Origin of the sequence: Enterobacter sp. PL1, from assembly GCF_945957325.1 — a bacterium.
Taxonomy (GTDB): Bacteria; Pseudomonadota; Gammaproteobacteria; order Enterobacterales; family Enterobacteriaceae; genus Enterobacter; species Enterobacter roggenkampii.
Window position 1 is genome coordinate 149328 of sequence record NZ_CAMFKT010000001.1, and the last position, 20412, is coordinate 169739.

Genomic DNA, 20412 nt, shown 5'->3' on the forward strand with positions numbered 1-20412 from the left:
TAAATTATTTAAAAGGAAAGGGCTGTTGTGTTCACATTTCTCTTCGAAAGCCCATGTTAATTTCACGCTGAGCCTGTTTTTGAGAAAAGGCCACCAAAGTCATTATTTTCTATTTAAGAACATTTATTCGAATCAGGAATAGTTTTCCGCTTATTCCTTACTCTGTATATCCGAACACAAATTTCAGGTGATTATATGAAAGATAATCCTGTACCGACTTCCGCGCTGTCGACCTCGCGTTTTGCTTTTGGGCTGAACACGACCGAGGTGGGCGCGGTTCCGCTGATGCTGTTCGTCGGGATTGCCGCGATTGTGGCGACGTCCGCCTGGGCAGGGCTGCTGCCGAAAAATATGATTGGCGGACTGGCGGTCATCATGACCCTTGGTTTTGCGTTTGCCAAAGTGGGCCGTCAAATCCCCGTGCTGAAGGACATCGGCGGCCCGGCGATCCTGTGTCTGATGGTGCCTTCCGTGCTGGTCTATTTTGGCGCATTCGGGAAACAAACCCTTGATACGGTGCATCTGCTGATGAAGGAGGCGAATCTGCTCTATTTCGTCATCGCCTGCCTGGTGGTCGGCAGCATTCTGGGGATGAACCGGGTGCTGCTGATCCAGGGCATGATGCGCATGTTTGTTCCGCTGGTGGCGGGGACACTGATGGCCGTGCTGAGCGGGCTTATTGTGGGAACGCTGTTTGGGTTTACGCCTTACCATACGTTCTTCTTTATCATTGTGCCCATCATTGGCGGCGGAATTGGCGAGGGGATTTTGCCCCTGTCTCTGGCCTATTCGGCAATCCTGGGGCAGACGCCGGACGTCTACGTGGCGCAGCTGGCTCCCGCTGCGGTCGTCGGAAATATCTTCGCCATTATTTGCGCCGGCTCGCTGGCGCGTCTCGGGACGAAACGTCCTTCGCTTTCGGGAAACGGCATGCTCACGCGGAGTAAAGACGACGCCAGCCTGTTCGCCGGGGCGCCTGGCGCTCAGCAGACGGATTTTCATTTGATGGGCGGCGGATTGCTGATGGTGTGCGCGTTTTTCATCGTCGGAGGCTTGTTTGAAAAACTGGTCCATATTCCCGGCCCGGTGCTGATGATCCTGATTGCCGTCCTGTGTAAATACTTCAGGGTGATCCCGGCCTCAATGGAGCAGGGGGCGCACAGCTGCTATAAATTCGTTTCGGCTGCGCTGGTCTGGCCGCTGATGATCGGCCTCGGGATGCTATACGTGCCGCTCGAAAGCGTGGTGTCGGTCTTCTCGGTGGGCTATGTAGTGGTATGCGGATCGGTGGTGATTGCGATGGCGCTGAGCGGCTACGTGATTGCGTCGCGTCTGAATATGTATCCGGTGGAAGCGGCAATTGTGACCTGCTGCCACAGTGGGCTGGGCGGTACGGGAGATGTGGCCATTCTGTCCGCCTCCAACCGCATGTCGCTCATGCCGTTCGCGCAGATCGCGACGCGTATTGGCGGTGCCTCAACGGTGATTTTCGCCACGCTGCTGATGGGCTGGATTATGGCGCACTGATTCGAATCGGCAGGATACTGAATCGCAACGACATTTACAGCGTGTCGCTGCGGTTCAGTCCTTTATAAAACTCACCGCGCTGTATAGAATTACCGCAGCCACAGCGACGGGATACCACACGATGACCGGAAGAGTTGATTATCAGATTGAAAAATATCTCCTGACCGAAGCTGCCGAACCGGAGCGCCTGACGCGCCAGTGGGCAGAGGTTCTGGAGGAGTGTCGTGAGCAAAAGGCCGGTGCAGAGGAGCGGCTGCGCCTCGCGTTGCTTAATGTGGATTACGTCACCAGCTTCGAGCTGCCCTTCAGGCTGCTTCTCACCCGTGCGCCCCAGTTGATTGATGCCGTCAGGAAAGAGCTTCAGCTCAGTCAGAAAAATGTTCTTTTTAACGGCAAGCGCTTTGGCTGCGTCTACAGCCTTAAACGGGATCTGGACGGCATACCTGACGAGTTTACCTATCACCTGAAGACGCGGATCCAGCGCAGTGACGCCACGGGCGCGACGGAAGCGTCTTACCGACAAATTGCCCAGCAGGTGAAAGCGCCAAAGGAACGCCTCAAACTGGCGCTGGACAAGGGGCTGTCTGTAACCGCGCTTGACGGGCTTTTCTGGTTTGGCATTCAGCGCATCGCGGCTGATGTACAACGGTTACGCAAAACAGGGATGCGGATCGTGACGTCCAACGCCGAGGTGTTCGATACGCTTACCAAAACAACCCGGCAGGTCCCGGTCTATCGCCTGGAAGGGACTCAAATTACTTAACCTGCAGCAGGATCGCCATCAGCCCTGGAAAACGGGTATCCAGATCGTCTCGTCGCAATGAAATCATGTTTTCGCGTCCCTGCGGACGCTGCCAGATGACCCCGCTGTCGCGCAATACGCGCCAGTGATGGGTCATCGTGGACTTCACCACGTCCTCCGGGCGCAGCGCGTTACAGCTCAGTTCGCTGCCGTCGGCGAGCCGGCGAATAATCGATAGCCGGAGCGGGTTGCCGAGGGCAAAGAGCACATTTTCCAGCAGTATTTGTTCAGTTTCAGGGTGGTTAGGGATCATCGTTTTCCTGCGTATGGCGTCAGATTGAGCTATATCAACAATAGGTCAACCCTTAAAAAATAGTTCGATAATACTCGTACAATAGGACTATTATAGCAAACGAACGAATGCACGACCATCCTGGTCGTCACAAACACGTCATACTGACTAAGGAAATATCATGCCCCGACCCATCCCTCTCGAACGTTATCGCAACATCGGTATCTCCGCGCATATCGATGCCGGTAAAACCACCACCACCGAGCGCATCCTGTTTTATACCGGGATGAGCCACAAGCTGGGTGAAGTACACGATGGCGCGGCAACCACTGACTGGATGGCGCAGGAGCAAGAGCGCGGGATCACCATTACCTCCGCGGCGGTTAGCTGCTTCTGGCCAGGCATGGACAGAGGCTATGAGCCGCACCGGATTAACATCATCGACACCCCGGGGCACGTGGATTTCACCATTGAGGTGGAACGTTCCATGCGCGTACTCGACGGTGCCGTGATGGTGTATGACTCCGTGGGCGGCGTGCAGCCGCAGTCGGAAACCGTCTGGCGTCAGGCCAATAAATATCACGTACCTCGTCTGGCCTTCGTCAACAAAATGGACCGTCCGGGTGCCGATTTCTTCCGCGTCGTGCGGATGATGCAGGAACGCCTGAAGGCCAATCCGGTGCCGATTGTCATCCCGGTGGGGGCCGAAGATCACTTCACCGGCGTGGTGGATCTCATCAAGATGCGCACCATTCTGTGGGACGATGCGACGCAGGGCATGGTGTTTACCTATGCCCCCGTGCCGGACGATTTGGTCAGTACCGCCCAGGAATGGCGGGAAAAAATGGTCTCTGCGGCGGCGGAAGCCAGCGATGAACTGATGGACAAATACCTGGAAACCGGCGACCTGACGGAAGCGGAAATTATCAAAGGGCTACGTATTCGCACCATTGCCGGGGAAATCCAGCCGATGCTGTGCGGCAGCGCGTTCAAAAACAAAGGCGTGCAGCGCATGCTGGATGCCGTGATCGAACTGATGCCGTCGCCGCTGGACGTCCCCGCCATTGATGGCGTGGATGAAAAAGGGCAGCACGCGGAGCGTCACCCGAGCGATGATGAGCCGTTCTCGGCGCTGGCGTTCAAGCTGATGAGCGATCCGTACGTCGGGCAGCTAACCTTTATCCGCGTCTACTCTGGCGTGCTGCGTAAAGGCGACGCGGTGTATAACCCGGTAAAAGGGAAGAAAGAGCGCATCGGGCGAATCGTACTGATGCATGCCAACGATCGCCACGAGGTGGATGAACTGCGCGCCGGGGATATCGCGGCCTGCGTGGGGCTGAAAGACGTGACCACCGGCGACACGCTCACCGATCCGAACGCCGTCATTACGCTTGAACGCATGGAGTTCCCGGACCCGGTGATCTCGCTGGCGATTGAGCCGAAAACCAAAGGCGACCAGGAGAAAATGGGGATCGCGCTGCAGCGTCTGGCGGCGGAAGATCCGTCTTTCCGCCTGCACACTGACGAAGAGTCCGGTCAGACCATTATCTCCGGGATGGGTGAGCTACACCTTGAGATTATCGTCGACCGCATGAAGCGTGAGTTTGGCGTCGAGGCAAATATCGGTCGTCCGCAGGTGACCTACCGTGAAACCCTGCGTAAAACGGTGAAGGACATCGAAGGCAAATTTGTCCGACAGTCCGGCGGTAAAGGGCAGTACGGCCATGTGGTCCTGAGTCTGGAGCCGCTGGAGCCCGGAAGTGGTTTTAAATTTGAAGATGCCACCAAGGGCGGCGTGGTGCCGCGCGAGTATATCCCTTCCGTTGAGAAAGGGCTGCGGGAAGCGATGAACAGCGGCGTGCTGGCGGGCTATCCGGTCGTTGATGTCAAAGCGACGCTGACGTTTGGCTCGTATCACGACGTCGACTCCTCGGAGATGGCGTTCCGCATGGCGGCGATCCTCGGCTTTAAAGAGGGGGCCCGCAGGGCGGATCCGGTGATTCTTGAGCCGATCATGCATGTGGAGGTGGAAACACCGGAAGAGTACGCCGGTAACATCATGGGCGATCTCTCATCCCGACGCGGCATAGTGCAGGGGATGGCAGAGCAGTACGGCAGCCAGATTATCCGCGCTGACGTGCCGCTGGCGGAGATGTTTGGTTATGCCACGACATTGCGTTCGATGTCCCAGGGACGCGCGACGTATACGATGGAGTTCCACCATTTTGCGGAAGCCCCGCGGAATGTTGCGGATGAGATTATTGCACGGCGTGCGAAGTAGTACGGTCACCCTCTCCCAATAGGGGGAGGGTTTTCTCAATCCAGCGCCTTCACCATCTTCCCGCTCGCCACAAACGTCCCGGCTCCAAGATGATGCAGGGTATTGAGCTTATCCCCGTCAAACTGCCAGCGTCCGGCAATAAACGCCCGCTCATCCGCTGCCGCTGAAACCACTTCACCAAACAGCGTGTCGTATTTCTCTGCCGCAGAGGTCACGGGTAATAACCGGCATTCCATCCACGCCAGGCATTTCTCTTCAATGACCGGCAGGCCGAGCTCCGGGCCATTCACGACCGGGATCCCGTAACAGTTGAATTTGTCCTCGTCGCGCCCGCTGACGCTGCCCACCGCGTAAGTCCAGTTGGCCGCCGCCACGCCGGGAATGACGATGCCAAATTTCCCGCTGCGTTCGATCAGCTCGCGTGACCAGGTACTTTTATCCACGACTATCGCGATGCGTGGCGGTTCAAACTCAACGGGCATGGACCATGCGGCGGCCATAACGTTACGTCTGTCGATCGTTTCATCACGACTGGTAATCAGTACGGTAGGACCGTGGTTGAGCAGACGGCTGGCATGACGTAATTCAACAGGGCGAAAGTGGCTCATAGGATCTCCTCATCTGTAACGATGAGTATGACGAAAAAGCACGTAAATCAAAGTGAGCGCGTAGAATTAGTTTATAAACACAGCATCACTATCAAAGGAAACTGATATATGTCCCCCTTTCTGACCGCCTATTTCGCCCGCATCGGCTGGAAGCAACCGGCTTCTGCTGATATAGACACCCTGCGCGCACTGCATTTACATCACAACTGCGCGATCCCGTTTGAGAATATCGATGTCGTCCTGCCGCGCGAAATTCATCTCGAAGACCAGTGTCTGGTCGACAAATTGCTGACCGCCCGTCGTGGGGGATACTGCTTTGAGCAAAACGGCCTGTTTGAGCGGGTATTGCGTGACGTCGGGTTTACCGTGCGCAGCGTATTGGGGCGCGTGGTATTAGCGAGCCCGCCGCAAATGCCGCCACGCACGCACCGGTTGCTGCTGGTTGAGCTGAACGGCGAGCGCTGGATCGCCGACGTGGGGTTTGGCGGCCAGACGCTGACGGCGCCGATTCGTTTACTCGCTAACGAGGAGCAGGGGACGCCGCACGGTCTGTATCGTCTGCTGAGCGAAGGCAACGACTGGGTGCTGCAGTTCCGTCACCACGAGCACTGGCAGTCGATGTACCACTTTGACCTGACGACGCAGTATTTCAGTGATTACGTGATGGGAAATTTCTGGTCGGCGCACTGGCCGCAGTCGCATTTCCGCCATCATCTGCTGATGTGCCGCCATCTGCCGGACGGCGGCAAGCTGACGCTGACCAACTTCAACTTTACCCACTGGCAGAACGGTCATGTGGAGGAGCAGATTCATTTGCCGGATGCGGAGGCGCTGTATAAGCTGCTGCAGGAGCGGTTTGGCCTGGGCGTTGATGACCCGAAGCACGGCTTTACCCTGGCCGAGCTGACGGCGGTGATGGCGGGGTTTGATACGCATCCGCAGGCCGGGAAATAGCCGCCACCCGGCAGGTTAGTTTAAACATCATCAAAGGCATGCTGATATGGAAATCTTGTTGCGGAATAAATTCAGTTCAGTGGGAATGTTACTCGGGGTTATTGCACTGCTTCTCTCATTAGTGCAGTTCACCTTTGGTCCTTTTTCGACAAAATCGACGACCCTTGAAATTGTTGTGGCTGAAAAGGTTTCGGCGGTAAAAAAAGGGATCATTGCTGGCATAAAGGGAGAACAGCCGGTCGTTGAGGCAAAAAAGAAAGCGTTCGATATCGACAGCATTCTTATCAATAGCGGAATAATTTTATCCGTTGTGGCATTAGGGCTTGCCTTCACGGCTGGGATGCGCAAAGAGAACAGATGGGGGGTGAGTGGTGCACTGTTTTTTTCCGGGGCCACGCTCGCTTTTCATGCGGCGTTACTGGCTTTTGGTCTGATTGTCACAGTCTTGCTGCTGCTGTTGGTTATTTCAGTCGTCAGCGGAAGTGCTTTGTTCTGACATTGCGGCCCGGTGGCGTCTACACCTGACCGGGCCTACGGGCGTGTGAACGTAGGTCGGGTAAGGCGTAGCCGCCACCCGACAAATCAACGGCGCGATCTCACCACCTGATACCGCCGCGTAAAGTACTCAAACGGCGCGCTCCACACGTGCACCAGGCGGGTGAAGGGGAAGATGAGGAAGATCGTCATCCCCAACACCAGATGCACGCGGAAGATCGGCGCCACGCCGCTCAGCATTTCTGATGAACCGCCCTTAAACGTCACGATCCCCTGCGCCCAGCCCACCAGCTTCATCATCTCGCTTCCGTCAGGATATTGCGCGGAGAAAGGAATGGTCGATAGCCCCAGAATGCACTGTATCAGCAGGATACTCATAATGATGATATCCGGCGTGGTGGAGGTGGCACGCACCCGCTGGTTGAACAAGCGGCGAATCAGCAGCATCGACCCGCCAATCAGCGTCAGCACGCCGCAGATCCCTCCCGCAATCATGGCCAGCTGCTGCTTAACCGCGACGGGTAAAAACCAGGCGTACATCCAGTGCGGGGTTAACATGCCGAACAGGTGCCCGAAGAAAATCCCCAGGATCCCGATATGAAACAGGTTAGAACCCCAGTTCATCCCGCGCTTGCTGAGCATCTGGCTCGACGAGGCGCGCCAGGTGTACTGCCCGTAGTCGTAGCGCAACCAGCTGCCGAGGAAAAAGACGGTGGCGCAGATGTAGGGGTAAATATCATAGAAAAACACGTTCAGGTAGTGTGTCATTTTGGGCCTCCGGCGCTGACGTCCACGTACTGCGGCGCGACGTCCTGGCTAAAGCGTCGTTGATATTGCTGCATCGGCGAGCTGTCGCACGATGTGGCGTTGTCTTCGATAAACTTCACCTGTTCCTCTTCCCACACGGCGTCAAGCGCCTGACGGGTATCATCCCGTTTTTCACCGGACACCTGTTTCGCCACGCTGTCGCTGGAAAGCCGCGTGCCCGCAAGCGCCAGCAGGGCGTCAAACAGCTGATAGTGCGCCACGCCTCGCTGCTTCAGGCGGCCGCCGATCAGCGCCAGAATTGGTGCGACGTTTTGCAGCCCGTCACGCGCTTCGTCATCGGATACGATGCTCAGGTATTCCAGGTAGAGCGGCAGGTAGTCCGGCAGCTCGCGGCAGTCCAGCTCAAGACCCGCTTTCTCATACTGGCTCATCAGGTCGACCATCGCCTGGCCGCGATCGCGGGACTCGGCGTGAACGTGCTCGAACAGCAGCAGGGATGTTGCGCGACCGCGCTCAAACACCTCACACCATTCGGCCTGTTTATCCAGCAGCGGGGCGCTCAGGTGCTGGCGGGCAAACGGCAGCAGCATGGGCGCGTCCTGCGCAATTAACGAAAGCGCTTCATCACGGTTTTCCCACAGGGTCTCATCGGGATACTCGATCAGCAGCGCGATGATTTTGAGGATCTGCATTACTCTCCCTCCCCGTGTTCGCGCACCTCGGTGATGTTGATCGCGTCGATGCGGCTGCTGTTGAAGAGGTTGAATTTCGTATCGGAGCCGTGGCAGCCGTCGCCGAAGGTGAAGCCGCAGCCGTTTTTCTCCGGGAAGGCGTCGCGCGCCATTTCGCGGTGGCTGGTCGGGATCACGAAGCGGTCTTCGTAGTTGGCAATCGCCAGATAGCGGTACATCTCCTCAACCTGCGCTTCGGTCAGGCCGACCTCTTCAATGGCGCGGGTATCGGTCACACCTTCCACGGTCTGGGAACGCTTGTAGTGACGCATTGCCATCATGCGCTTCAGCGCGCGCAGCACCGGGCCGGTATCGCCCGCGCTGAGCATGTTCGCCAGATACTGCACCGGAATGCGCAGGCTTTCGACTGCGGGAAGAACGCCGTCGCTCTGCGGCAGGCCGCCAGCATCCGCGTAGGACTGAATCGGTGACAGCGGCGGCACGTACCAGACCATCGGCAGGGTGCGGTATTCCGGGTGCAGCGGCAGAGCCAGCTTCCAGTCCATCGCCATTTTGTAGACCGGGGAACGCTGGGCGGCGTCAATCACGTTCTGCGGAATACCCTGCTTCAGCGCTTCCTCAATCACCGCCGGATCGTTCGGGTTGAGGAACACGTCGCACTGGCGCTCGTACAGATCGGTTTCATGCTCGGTGCTGGCCGCCTCTTCAATACGGTCCGCGTCATACAGCAGCACGCCGAGGTAGCGGATGCGCCCGACGCAGGTTTCCGAGCAGACGGTCGGCTGGCCGGACTCAATGCGCGGGTAGCAGAAGATGCATTTTTCTGACTTGCCGCTCTTCCAGTTGAAGTAGATTTTCTTGTAGGGACAGCCGCTGATGCACAGGCGCCAGCCGCGGCATTTGTCCTGGTCGATCAGCACAATGCCGTCCTCTTCGCGCTTGTAGATCGCGCCGCTCGGGCAGGTGGCCACGCAGCTCGGGTTGAGACAGTGCTCGCACAGGCGCGGCAGATACATCATGAAGGTGTTTTCGAACTGGCCGTACATCTCTTTCTGGATCTTCTGGAAGTTGCGGTCGCGGGCGCGTTTTTCGAACTCGCCCCCCAGCAGCTCCTCCCAGTTGGGGCCCCAGACGATTTTGTCCATCCGCTTGCCGTCAATCAGCGAGCGCGGGCGGGCGGTAGGGAGGTGATCCCCCTCCGGGGCGCGGTGCAGATCCTGATAGTCAAAGGTGAAGGGTTCGTAATAATCGTCAATCTGCGGCAGGACGGGGTTGGCGAAAATCTTCGACAGCACGCCCATTTTGCCGCCGAGGCGTGGGGTCAGCTTGCCGTGAATGCCCCGGATCCAGCCGCCTTGCCACTCCTCCTGATCCTCCCAGTTTTTCGGGTAGCCGATCCCCGGTTTGGTCTCCACGTTGTTGAACCACGCATATTCCATCCCTTCACGCCCGGTCCAGACGTTCTTGCAGGTGACCGAGCAGGTGTGGCAGCCGATGCATTTATCGAGATTCAGAACCATGCCAACCTGTGAGCGTATTTTCATTTTTTCGCCTCCTGGACCTGATCCCGACCTTCGCCGTCCAGCCAGTTAATGTTTTTCATTTTGCGGATCATGATGAACTCGTCGCGGTTGGAGCCGACGGTGCCGTAATAGTTGAAGCTGTACGCCAGCTGGGCGTAGCCGCCGATCATATGCGTCGGTTTCGGGCAGACGCGTGTGACAGAGTTGTGGATCCCGCCGCGCCGTCCGGTCACCTCTGAGCCCGGAATGTTCAGGATGCGCTCCTGAGCGTGGTACATCATGGTCATGCCCGGCGGCACGCGCTGGCTGACCACCGCGCGGGCGGTGAGGGCGCCGTTGGCGTTGAAGGCCTCGATCCAGTCGTTGTCCTCAATGCCCAGCTCGCGGGCGTCGGTTTCGCTGATCCAGACAATCGGCCCGCCGCGCGACAGGGTCTGCATCAGCAGGTTTTCGCTGTAGGTGGAGTGAATGCCCCATTTCTGGTGCGGCGTCAGGAAATTGAGCGCTTTTTCCGGGAAGCCGTTCGGCGGGATCTCGCGCATATGGGTGACGCTGCGGGTGTCAATCGGTGGACGATAGGCCACCAGGCTCTCTCCGAACGCGCGCATCCAGGGATGATCCTGATACAGCTGCTGGCGGCCGGAAAGGGTACGCCACGGGATCAGCTCGTGAACGTTGGTATAGCCCGCGTTATAGGAGACGTGCTCGCTCTCCAGGCCGGACCAGGTCGGGCTGGAGATGATTTTACGCGGCTGCGCCTGGATATCGCGGAAGCGGATCTTCTCGTCTTCCTTGTTCAGCGCCAGATGGGTGTGATCGCGCCCTGTCAGCTCGCCGAGCGCTTCCCAGGCCTTCACCGCCACCTGGCCGTTGGTTTCCGGCGCAAGGGCGAGGATCACCTCTGAAGCGTCAATGGCAGTTTCAATACGCGGGCGGCCTTTCGCCGGGCCGTCGAGCTTGACGTAGTTGAGCTTGCCGAGGAAATCGACCTCGCTCTGCGTGTTCCACGATATGCCTTTTCCGCCGTTGCCGAGCGTGTCCATCAGCGGGCCGAGGGCGGTGAAGCGTTCGTACGTTTCCGGATAGTTACGCTCGACCACCGCGATGTTCGGCGCCGTTTTACCGGGGATCAGATCGCATTCCCCTTTGCGCCAGTCCTGAATATCAAACGGCTGCGACAGCTCCGCCGGGGAGTCATGCTGTAGAGGCTGTAGCACCACGTCGGTTTCGGTGCCGAGATGCCCGACGCAGACCTCGGAGAAGACGTTGGCGATGCCCTTGTAGATCTCCCAGTCGCTGCGGGACTCCCACGCCGGGTCGACGGCGGCCGAGAGCGGGTGAATAAACGGATGCATGTCCGAGGTATTCATATCGTCTTTTTCATACCAGGTGGCGGTCGGCAGGACGATATCCGAGAACAGGCAGGTGCTGGACATGCGGAAGTCGAGCGTCACCATCAGGTCGAGCTTGCCCTCAACGGCGGCGGTCTGCCACTCCACTTCCTCAGGCTTCACGTCGTCGGTCGAGCCTAAATCCTCGCCCTGAATCCCGCTCTCGGTGCCGAGCAGGTATTTCAGCATGTACTCATGGCCTTTCCCGGACGAGCCGAGCAGGTTAGAGCGCCAGACGAACAGGTTGCGCGGGTGGTTCTTACCGCTGTCCGGCTGCTCGCAGGCGAAGCGGATCTCGCCCGATTTTAACGCCTGAACGGTGTACTCCTGCGGCGTCATGCCCGCCGCGTCCGCGCGGGCCTTTATGTGCAGCGGGTTGAGGTTGAGCTGCGGCGCCGACGGCAGCCAGCCCATGCGCTCGGCGCGGACGTTGAAATCAATCAGGTGGCCGGTGAACCTCGAGGCGTCCGCCAGCGGGGAGAGCAGCTCCTGCGCGGTCAGCTTCTCGTAGCGCCACTGGCTGGCGTGGTTGTAGAAGAAGGAGGTGCTGTTCATCTGGCGCGGCGGACGGTTCCAGTCCAGCGCGAAGGCCAGCGGCAGCCAGCCGGTTTGCGGGCGCAGCTTCTCCTGGCCGACATAGTGCGACCAGCCGCCGCCGCTCTGCCCGACGCAGCCGCAGAAGACCAGCATGTTGATCATCCCGCGGTAGTTCATGTCCATGTGGTACCAGTGGTTCACCCCTGCACCGAGAATGATCATCGACCGGCCGTGGGTTTTGTGCGCCGTGTCGGCAAACTCGCGGGCGATTTTTTCAATCAGCCGGGCGGGCACGCCGGTGATCTGCTCGCCCCAGGCGGGGGTATAGGCTTTGACCTGGTCATAGCTCTCTGCGGCGTTGCTGTCCTCCAGACCGCGATCGAGACCGTAGTTCGCCAGCACCAGATCGTAAACGCTGACTACCCGTTTCTCGCTGCCGTCGGCGAGGGTCAGGGTTTTGCTCGGCACGCGGCGCGTCAGCACCGGATCCTGCTTCACGCTGCGGAAATGCGGGTTCTCGTTGCCGCCAAAGTAGGGGAAGGCGACATCGGCCACGCTGTCGTGGGTAATGAGCAGCGACAGCGTCAGTTCGGTGTCGTGGCCCGCAGCCTGTGGCTCCAGGTTCCATTTGCCTTTTTCTCCCCAGCGAAAGCCGATGGAGCCGTTTGGTACTACCAGGTTTCCGGCAATATCAAAGGCGACGGTCTTCCACTCCGGGTTATTGGCTTCCCCCAGCCCGTCGACAAGGTCCGAGGCGCGCAGCATACGTCCCGGCACCACGCGACCGTCTTCCTGCTCGTCCAGCAGCACCAGCATCGGCATATCGGTATAGCGGCGGCAGTAGTTGAGGAAGTAATCGCTCGGGTTATCGAGGTGGAACTCTTTGAGGATCACGTGGCCCATCGCCATGGCGAGGGCGCTGTCGGTGCCCTGTTTGGGGGACAGCCACTGGTCGCTCAGCTTCGCGACTTCCGAGAAGTCCGGCGTGATGGCGACGGTTTTGGTGCCCTTGTAGCGCACCTCGGTGAAGAAATGGGCGTCCGGGGTTCGGGTCTGCGGCACGTTCGAGCCCCAGGCGATGATGTAGCTGGAGTTGTACCAGTCGGCGGACTCCGGCACGTCGGTCTGCTCGCCCCAGGTCATCGGCGACGCCGGCGGCAGGTCGCAGTACCAGTCGTAGAAGCTCAGGCAGGTACCGCCCAGCAGGGAAAGATAGCGCGTGCCGGCGGCGTAGGAGACCATCGACATCGCCGGAATAGGGGAAAAACCGGCCACGCGGTCCGGGCCGTAGTTTTTGATGGTCCAGACGTTGGCGGCGGCAATCAGCTGGTTCAGCTCTTTCCAGTTCGAGCGGATAAACCCGCCTTTACCCCGCGCCTTCCTGTAGCTTTGCGCCTTTTGCGGATCGCTCTGGATGGCGTCCCAGGCCAGCACCGGATCGGTATGCTGCGCCAGCGCCTCGCGCCAGAGCTCAATCAGCCTGCGGCGCACCAGCGGGTATTTAAGACGGTTGGCGCTATAGAGATACCACGAGTAGCTTGCGCCACGCGGGCAGCCGCGCGGTTCGTGGTTGGGCAGGTCAGGGCGGGTGCGCGGATAATCGGTCTGCTGGGTTTCCCAGGTCACGAGGCCGTTTTTAACGTAAATCTTCCAGCTGCAGGAGCCGGTACAGTTCACGCCGTGGGTGGAGCGCACGATCTTGTCGAACTGCCAGCGCTGACGGTAGCCGTCCTCCCAGTCGCGGTTGGTGTTATATACCTGCCCGTGCCCGTTGGCGAAGCTGTCCCCCTTTGTTTTGAAATAACGAAAGCGATCCAACAGTTTGCTCATGACATTTCTCCTGCTTCGGACGTGTAGTTATTCTTGTTTTGCGGATTTGCGGCCATACACCAGCCAGGTAACGAGCACGCAGACGATGTAAAACACGAGGAACACCTTCATGGCGCCGACCGGCGATCCGGTCATCGCCAGCGAGGTGCCAAAGGCTTTGGGAATGAAGAACCCGCCAACGGCGCCGATAGCGGAGATAAAGCCCAGCGCGGCGGCGGTCTCTGTCACCGCTTCGTGCTGCGCCTGCTCGTCCGTGCCGCCCTGTTTTTTGACGCGGTCGAGCGTGATTTGGCGGAAGATAATCGCGATCATCTGGAAGGTCGATCCGCTGCCGAGCCCGGCGGTGAGGAACAGCCCCATAAAGACCAGATAGAACGCGACAAAGCTGCCGGAGCCAGAACCGGGCAGCGTCAGGAAGAGCAGGGCGCTGAAGAGGGCCATAAAAACAAAGTTAATCAGCGTGACGCGCACGCCGCCCAGCCTGTCAGAGACCATTCCGCCCGCCGAACGCGCCAGCGCACCGATTAGAGGGCCAAAGAAGGCGAGGTGCAGAATGTTGACGTCCGGAAACTGGGTTTTTGACAGCATGGCAAAGCCCGCCGAGAAACCGATAAACGAGCCGAAGGTCGCCAGATAGAGCAGGCTCAGCAGCCAGAGATGAAAGCGCTTCAGCACCGGGAGCTGGCTGGCGATAGAGGCCTTGGAGCTGGCGATATCGTTCATTCCAAAGAAGGCCGCAAGGGTGGCCAGCAGCAGCAGCGGCGCCCATATCCAGGCCGCATTGGCCAGCCACAGGGTGGAACCGTCATCCTGCGGTACGCCCTCCACGCCCAGGAAGGTAAACATCGGCAGGAAGATCACCAGCGGCGCGACCAGCTGCATCACGCTGACGCCCAGGTTGCCGAGCCCGCCGTTAATACCGAGCGCGCTACCCTGTTTTGCCTTGGGGAAGAAGAAGCTGATGTTGCCCATGCTGGAGGCAAAGTTGGCGCCTGCAAAGCCGCAGAGCAGGGCAATCACGATAAAGATCCAGTAAGGCGTCGCGGTGTTCTGAATGGCCATCCCCAGCCAGACGCAGGGAATGATCAGGATGACGGTACTCAATACCGTCCAGTAGCGTCCGCCAAATATGGGCACCATAAACGAATAGGGGACGCGCAATATCGCGCCGGAGAGAGAAGGTAATGCCGTTAGCATAAAAAGTTGATCGGTGGTGAAATTAAATCCGACTTTATTCAGATTGACGGCAATGGCGCTAAATAACATCCAGACGCAAAACGCTAACAGCAAACAGGCGACAGAAATCCACAGGTTTCTTCGCGCGATATGTTTTCCTTTGTTTTCCCAAAATTGCACATTTTCCGGTTTCCAGTTACTTAACAGATGCGGATTACTCTTCTCACTTTGTTGTGACATATCACCCTCTTGCTCGCCAGAATGAAGAGAAAACAAATGAAAACAGTTAGATAGATGTGAGTGCGCTGGTTGGTTTATTGGATGTTTTTGGATACAACTGAAAGGATAGATAAAAAAGCGAACCCCTGAGATTCGAAAGGAAATATGGGTTCGCTTAATGTGTTACTAATTGTAAAACTCGCGGTAAATAATACTCCGTTGGGAGTATTAACCCAATTCGAGGGAGATAAGTTTATCGAGATGCTTATTAAACGCCGCATCGTCCATTTCGGGCATATTTAAAATCGTGATCCCATCAAGCCCACAAACCAGCCCGATCAATCGCCAGGCAATATTTTCCGCGCGATCGGTAAGCGTAAAGGCGTTGGCCTCCGCCCCGGCGCGGATAATCGCCACGGTCTCCTGATGCCACATCTCCATGGTTAGGGCGTAAGCCGCGTTGATTTCAGGATCCCGGCTGGCGAGAATTTGAGCTTCCCGCCAGAGGCGAATGTAAGGCTCAAGCCCGCCGTCGTCACTGCCGAGCATGCTGTGCAGCCGTTCCCGCCAGCTGGCGTTTTCACCCACCACGTCGGCATCCAGCAGCTCGCGGATCACGCGCACAAAGGCCAGCGATTTTAGCTCGCCGCCGGAGGCGAAGTGGTGGTGGACCTGTCCGGTCGCGACGCCCGCTTCAGCGGCAATTCGCCGTACCGTCATGGCTGCCAGCCCCTCGGCCAGCGCCACGCGCATCGCGGCCTGCAGGATCGCTTCCCGTCTCTCTTCCTTGCTCAAATATTGCATTTTTTCACTACTCTCAATAGGAATGAAACGAGTGTAACAAAAAGCTGGACGCGCGTTCAACTTTACGTAGGATCGCAATCTGGACATGTGTCCAGGTTTGAGATGAAAAGGAAATTTATGTTTCGTCAGTGGTTAGCGTTAGTGATTATCGTGCTGGTGTATATCCCGGTGGCGATTGACGCGACGGTGCTGCACGTAGCGGCGCCGACATTGAGCATGACGCTGGGCGCCAGCGGCAATGAATTATTGTGGATCATCGATATTTACTCGCTGGTGATGGCGGGAATGGTGCTGCCGATGGGCGCCCTGGGTGACCGCATCGGTTTTAAACGGTTGTTGATGATCGGCAGCACGCTGTTTGGCCTGTCATCGCTGGCGGCAGCGTTTGCCCCCTCAGCAGGGTGGCTGATCGCGGCGCGCGCCTCGCTGGCGATTGGTGCGGCCATGATCATTCCTGCCACTCTGGCGGGGATCCGCACGCTCTTTACCGACGCGAAAGATCGCAACATCGCGCTCGGCGTCTGGGCGGCGGTCGGTTCCGGCGGGGCAGCGTTTGGCCCGCTGATTGGCGGTATGCTGCTGGAGCATTTTTACTGGGGATCGGTGTTTTTGATCAACGTACCGATTGTGCTGGTGGTGGTGTCGCTGGCCGCGCGTTTTGTCCCCCGTCAGCAGGGCCGACCGGAGCAGCCGCTGAATATCAGCCATGCCATCATGCTGATTGTGGCGATTTTGCTGCTGGTCTACAGCGCCAAAACCGCGCTTAAGGGCGCTCTGGCGCCGTGGCTGGTGGCGTGTACCCTGCTGACGGGTGCCGTGATGCTGTTTATTTTTGTGCGCATCCAGCTTCGCGCCCGCGTGCCGATGATCGACATGCGCCTGTTCTGTCACCGCATCATTTTAAGCGGCGTGGTAATGGCGATGACGGCGATGATCGCCCTGGTGGGCTTTGAATTGCTGATGGCGCAGGAGCTGCAGTTTGTCCATGGCTTTACGCCGTTCGAGGCGGGCATGTTTATGCTCCCGGTAATGGTGGCCAGCGGATTCAGCGGGCCGATTGCCGGTGTGCTGGTGGGCCGTCTGGGGCTACGCATTGTCGCTGCGGGTGGCATGGGGCTGAGCGCGGTCAGCTTTATCGGCCTGTCGACGCTCGACTTCAGCACGCAGCAGTGGCAGGCGTGGGGGCTGATGGTGCTGCTCGGCTTCAGTGCCGCCAGCGCGCTGCTGGCCTCGACCTCGGCCATTATGGCGGCCGCGCCGAAAGAGAAGGCGGCTGCCGCCGGAGCCATTGAAACCATGTCCTATGAGCTGGGGGCCGGGCTGGGGATCGCCATTTTTGGCCTGCTGTTGACCCGCAGCTTCTCGGCGTCGATTGCGCTGCCGCAGGGGCTGCATGCCTCGCTCGTCGATAAAGCCTCGTCATCGATTGGTGAAGCGATGAAGGTGGCGCAGGATCTGACGCCGTCCCTCGCGGAGCCGGTGATTGAGGCGGCGAAAAGTGCGTTTATTACTTCCCACAGCGTGGCGCTGGGGAGTGCGGGCGGAATGCTGCTGTTGCTGGCAGTGGGGATCTGGTTCAGCCTGGCGAAGGTGCCGAAGGGGTAAAACACGCCCGGTGGCGCTGCGCTTACCGGGCCTACGGGCGCGGTTGTCCGAGCCGCGCCACTCGGTTTATTGTTCCTGGGCCGCGGCCAACACGCTGTGCAACAGCACGTTCGCCCCTTTTTCCGACCACTCCGGCAGGATCCTTTCCGCTTCGTTATGGCTGATGCCCTTCACGCAGGGGATAAAAATCATGCTGGCAGGGGCAATTTTGCTCACATAGCAGGCGTCGTGTCCCGCGCCGGAGACCATCGGTTTCGCCGAGTAGCCCAGTTCCGCCACGGCCTTCTCCGTGCGGGCCAGACATTCGGCATCAAACGCGATGGGCGCGTAGTCAAAGATGCGCTCAACGACAGCCGCCACCCCGCGCAGGCTCAGGCTTTCAGCCACCTTATGCAGCGCTGCCTCCATGGCTTCCAGCGCCGTCTGCGCCGGATGGCGAAACTCCACGCTGCAGACCACCCGAGACGGCACGACGTTGCGCGAGTTTGGCGTAACCTGCGCCATACCGATCGTCGCCCGTCCGTCCGGCGCATGCCGATAGCCAATCTCCTCCACCTTCAGCGCCAGCTCCGCGAAGGCGGTCAGCGCGTCGCGGCGGCTGTGCATCGGCGTCGTTCCTGCATGGGCGGCAAATCCGTCCAGCGTCAGGGTGAACCAGCGCTGGCCCATTGCCGCGCGGACGAGCCCGATATCCAGACCTTCGTCCTCCAGAATCGGGCCCTGCTCGATGTGCAGCTCGTAGCAGGCGTAAACCGGAAACGCGCGGGCAGGGGCTTCACCCCGGTAGCCGATGTTATCCAGGGCTTCACCCACGGTGATGCCATCGTGATCGGCGCGGGCATGGGCGTACGCTTCGCTAAATTGCCCCGTCCAGACCCCTGAAGAGAGCATGGCTGGCGCGAAGCGCGCGCCTTCTTCGTTGGTCCAGTTGACCAGCACAACGTCACGTTCCGTCTCAATGTGATGGTCGTTGAACGTTCGCAGCAGCTCCAGCCCGGCCAGCACGCCGTAAACCCCGTCGTAGTTCCCCCCCAGCGGCTGCGTATCCACGTGCGAACCGGTCATGACCGGGGCAAGCTGCGGATTTTTCCCCGCACGACGGATAAACATATTGCCCATGCTGTCGACGTCACAGGTAAAACCGGCGTCCAGCGCCCAGTCGCGCAGCAGATGACGCGCAACGCGATCTTCCTCGCTCAGTGCCAGACGGGTGACGCCACCGGCGGGCGTGCCGCCGATCTGCGCCATCATCTCAAGCGTTGACCACAGCCGTTCGGCGTTGACGCGGATCATGGCTTGTCCTTACTGCTGCGGTAACGGAAATCACAGCACGCGCCGCCCTGCATAATGGTGGTGGTGCGGGTTAGCTCTACGTCGGGTGCATAGCCCACGATGAATTTTTCATCGCGCGCGCAGGAGAGCAGGTGACCAATTTCGCCCAGCCCCATCTCGTGGTACATCTCCGCGTAGCGACAGCGGGTCACGTTGTAGTTGTACTGCTGGTCGTCGGCGTCAATCACCTTCACCTCCAGGGCGTTATCTTTCTCCCACAGATACTGCAGGGCGATAAAGCTCTTGATGTTTGCGCCGTTGGGTTCTTTGCTGGCAAACCCTTTGCCAGCGTCAATCGCGGCCTGCTCAATGGCCTCACCAATCACCGCCTGGGCGCGGGCTTTCCCTATCTCGCGCACCAGGATTTCATAAATTGGCTTAATAATTTCGGCTTCAATTTTGCGGCGGGCGAGAATGCCCAGCTCGTTATTATCACTCATCACATTGCCTCGCTGCGTTACTTCGCTTTTGCGCCGCCCAGCACGGTCTGCGGCTGCCATTTGCCGTCGACAACCTTATAGACCGTGAACGACGGCGATTTCAGGTTGCCCTCTTTATCAAACGCGATCTGTCCGGTGACGCCGGAATAGCTGATGGCGCGCAGGGCGGGCAGATAGTCGGACGGCTCAACGGAGTCTGCTTTTTCCATCGCCGCCACCAGCACGCGGGTGGCGTCATAGGCGAACGGGGCGTGCAGTTCGATATGGGTGTGGTAGCGGGACTGGTACGCCTGCTCGAACGCTTTACCACCCGGCATCTGGTCAACGGGCAGACCCGGCTCCAGCGCCACAACGCCTTCGCCTTCTTTCTGCGCCAGCTTGAGGAACGTCTGGCTGACGAATCCGCCTGCGCCCATCAGCGTGGCGTTCATGCCCAGCTGTTTGATGCGGCGCGCCAGCGGTGCGGCCTGGCTGTCGACGCCGCCGAAGAAGATCAGATCGGCGTTTTTACTGCGGATGGCGGTCAGTACGGCGCTGAAATCGACCGTTTTGTCATCCACGTACTGACGATCGACAATTTTCACGCCCTGCGCTTCCAGCGATTTAATAAACTGGTCTGCCAGACCCTGACCAAATGCGGTACGGTCGTCGATCACCGCAATGCGTTTGGCTTTCAGGGTGTTAACCGCGTACTGACCGGCGAGCTGGCCGCCGTCATCGTCGTGGCCCATCACGCGGAAGCTGGTGTCAAAACCCTGTTGGGTATAGGCATGACCGGTTGCGACCGGCGCCACCTGGGCGATGCCTGCATCGTGATAAATGCGGGCCGCCGGAATGCTGGTGCCGGTGTTCCAGTGGCCGACCACGCCCGCCACATCGCTGTCCACCAGACGCTGCGCGACGGCTACGGCGGTGCGCGGGTCGGACTGATCGTCTTCGGACTGCAGTTTGAAGGTCACCGCTTTGCCGCCGATGGTCGGGTGCTGCTTGTTGATGTCATCGATAGCCAGCTGCGCGCCGTTCTCCAGATCTTTCCCGATACGGGCAGACGGGCCGGTCAGCGGGCCTGCCAGACCGATGACCACGGTTTCACCGTCAGCGGCCCACGCGGACGTTGAGGCAAAACCACCGAGGAGAATAGCGGCGCTGAGCGCACTGATTTTTACTGTTTTCATTGTATTTCCCTGATGTTGGCT

General features: G+C 58.9%; 17 protein-coding genes. 6 read left to right on the forward strand and 11 right to left on the reverse strand.

Annotated elements, in window-relative coordinates:
* Positions 1-195 precede the first annotated feature (195 nt).
* Together N6P30_RS00815 and N6P30_RS00820 are read left to right on the forward strand one after the other, a co-directional pair.
* On the forward strand, positions 196-1527 hold the full coding sequence (locus tag N6P30_RS00815; RefSeq protein WP_023292316.1) for a 2-hydroxycarboxylate transporter family protein: 1332 nt from the start codon (positions 196-198) through the stop codon (positions 1525-1527).
* A 121-nt stretch (positions 1528-1648) separates the two neighbouring features.
* Entirely contained in the window at positions 1649-2290 is a 642-nt protein-coding gene (locus N6P30_RS00820; protein WP_023292317.1) for a helix-turn-helix domain-containing protein, read from the forward strand.
* Here N6P30_RS00820 and N6P30_RS00825 read toward each other — a convergent pair.
* A complete protein-coding gene (locus N6P30_RS00825) occupies positions 2283-2582 on the reverse strand; it encodes an ArsR/SmtB family transcription factor (protein ID WP_008501755.1) in 300 nt (99 codons plus the stop codon). The two genes, N6P30_RS00820 and N6P30_RS00825, sit on opposite strands and share 8 nt — an antisense overlap.
* Positions 2583-2742: 160 nt before the next feature.
* On the opposite strand from N6P30_RS00825, the gene fusA reads away from it, so the two are divergent.
* The gene (gene fusA / locus N6P30_RS00830; protein WP_023292318.1) at positions 2743-4842 is read left to right on the forward strand and encodes an elongation factor G; all 2100 of its coding nucleotides are present in this window, start codon (positions 2743-2745) and stop codon (positions 4840-4842) included.
* A 35-nt stretch (positions 4843-4877) separates the two neighbouring features.
* Here the strand turns inward: fusA and N6P30_RS00835 are convergent, their stop codons facing one another.
* The gene (locus N6P30_RS00835) at positions 4878-5450 is read right to left on the reverse strand and encodes a flavin reductase family protein (protein WP_023292319.1); all 573 of its coding nucleotides are present in this window, start codon (positions 5448-5450) and stop codon (positions 4878-4880) included.
* Positions 5451-5558: 108 nt separating this feature from the next.
* Between N6P30_RS00835 and nhoA the strand changes: the two genes are divergently transcribed.
* On the forward strand, positions 5559-6404 hold the full coding sequence (gene nhoA / locus N6P30_RS00840) for an N-hydroxyarylamine O-acetyltransferase (protein WP_023292320.1): 846 nt from the start codon (positions 5559-5561) through the stop codon (positions 6402-6404).
* Positions 6405-6450: 46 nt separating this feature from the next.
* The gene (locus N6P30_RS00845) at positions 6451-6900 is read left to right on the forward strand and encodes a hypothetical protein (RefSeq protein WP_023292321.1); all 450 of its coding nucleotides are present in this window, start codon (positions 6451-6453) and stop codon (positions 6898-6900) included.
* Between the two features lie 86 nt (positions 6901-6986).
* Here the strand turns inward: N6P30_RS00845 and narI are convergent, their stop codons facing one another.
* The 6 genes from narI to N6P30_RS00875 form a co-directional block, all read right to left on the reverse strand.
* Entirely contained in the window at positions 6987-7667 is a 681-nt protein-coding gene (narI, locus tag N6P30_RS00850) for a respiratory nitrate reductase subunit gamma (RefSeq protein WP_023292322.1), read from the reverse strand.
* Entirely contained in the window at positions 7664-8359 is a 696-nt protein-coding gene (gene narW, locus N6P30_RS00855; protein WP_023292323.1) for a nitrate reductase molybdenum cofactor assembly chaperone, read from the reverse strand. The genes narI and narW overlap by 4 nt, the downstream gene beginning before the upstream one ends.
* Positions 8359-9903, reverse strand: a complete 1545-nt coding sequence (gene narH, locus N6P30_RS00860; protein WP_008501747.1) for a nitrate reductase subunit beta — start codon at positions 9901-9903, stop codon at positions 8359-8361. Before narH ends, narW begins: the two co-directional genes overlap by 1 nt.
* Positions 9900-13640, reverse strand: coding sequence for a nitrate reductase subunit alpha (locus N6P30_RS00865; RefSeq protein WP_023292324.1), 3741 nt, complete (start codon positions 13638-13640; stop codon positions 9900-9902). Before N6P30_RS00865 ends, narH begins: the two co-directional genes overlap by 4 nt.
* A gap of 27 nt (positions 13641-13667) precedes the next feature.
* The gene (locus tag N6P30_RS00870; RefSeq protein ID WP_023292325.1) at positions 13668-15056 is read right to left on the reverse strand and encodes a NarK family nitrate/nitrite MFS transporter; all 1389 of its coding nucleotides are present in this window, start codon (positions 15054-15056) and stop codon (positions 13668-13670) included.
* Between the two features lie 207 nt (positions 15057-15263).
* On the reverse strand, positions 15264-15839 hold the full coding sequence (locus tag N6P30_RS00875; protein ID WP_021240211.1) for a TetR family transcriptional regulator: 576 nt from the start codon (positions 15837-15839) through the stop codon (positions 15264-15266).
* 117 nt (positions 15840-15956) lie between these two features.
* On the opposite strand from N6P30_RS00875, the gene N6P30_RS00880 reads away from it, so the two are divergent.
* Positions 15957-17444, forward strand: coding sequence for an MFS transporter (locus N6P30_RS00880; protein ID WP_023292326.1), 1488 nt, complete (start codon positions 15957-15959; stop codon positions 17442-17444).
* Positions 17445-17510: 66 nt separating this feature from the next.
* On the opposite strand, the gene N6P30_RS00885 is transcribed toward N6P30_RS00880, so the two are convergent.
* The 3 genes from N6P30_RS00885 to N6P30_RS00895 are packed head-to-tail and all read right to left on the reverse strand — an operon-like array spanning position 17511 to position 20391.
* A complete protein-coding gene (locus N6P30_RS00885; protein ID WP_023292327.1) occupies positions 17511-18737 on the reverse strand; it encodes a Zn-dependent hydrolase in 1227 nt (408 codons plus the stop codon).
* Entirely contained in the window at positions 18734-19216 is a 483-nt protein-coding gene (locus tag N6P30_RS00890; RefSeq protein ID WP_021240208.1) for an L-2-amino-thiazoline-4-carboxylic acid hydrolase, read from the reverse strand. The genes N6P30_RS00885 and N6P30_RS00890 overlap by 4 nt, the downstream gene beginning before the upstream one ends.
* A gap of 17 nt (positions 19217-19233) precedes the next feature.
* On the reverse strand, positions 19234-20391 hold the full coding sequence (locus tag N6P30_RS00895) for a branched-chain amino acid ABC transporter substrate-binding protein (RefSeq protein WP_023292328.1): 1158 nt from the start codon (positions 20389-20391) through the stop codon (positions 19234-19236).
* Between the last annotated feature and the right edge of the window lie 21 nt (positions 20392-20412).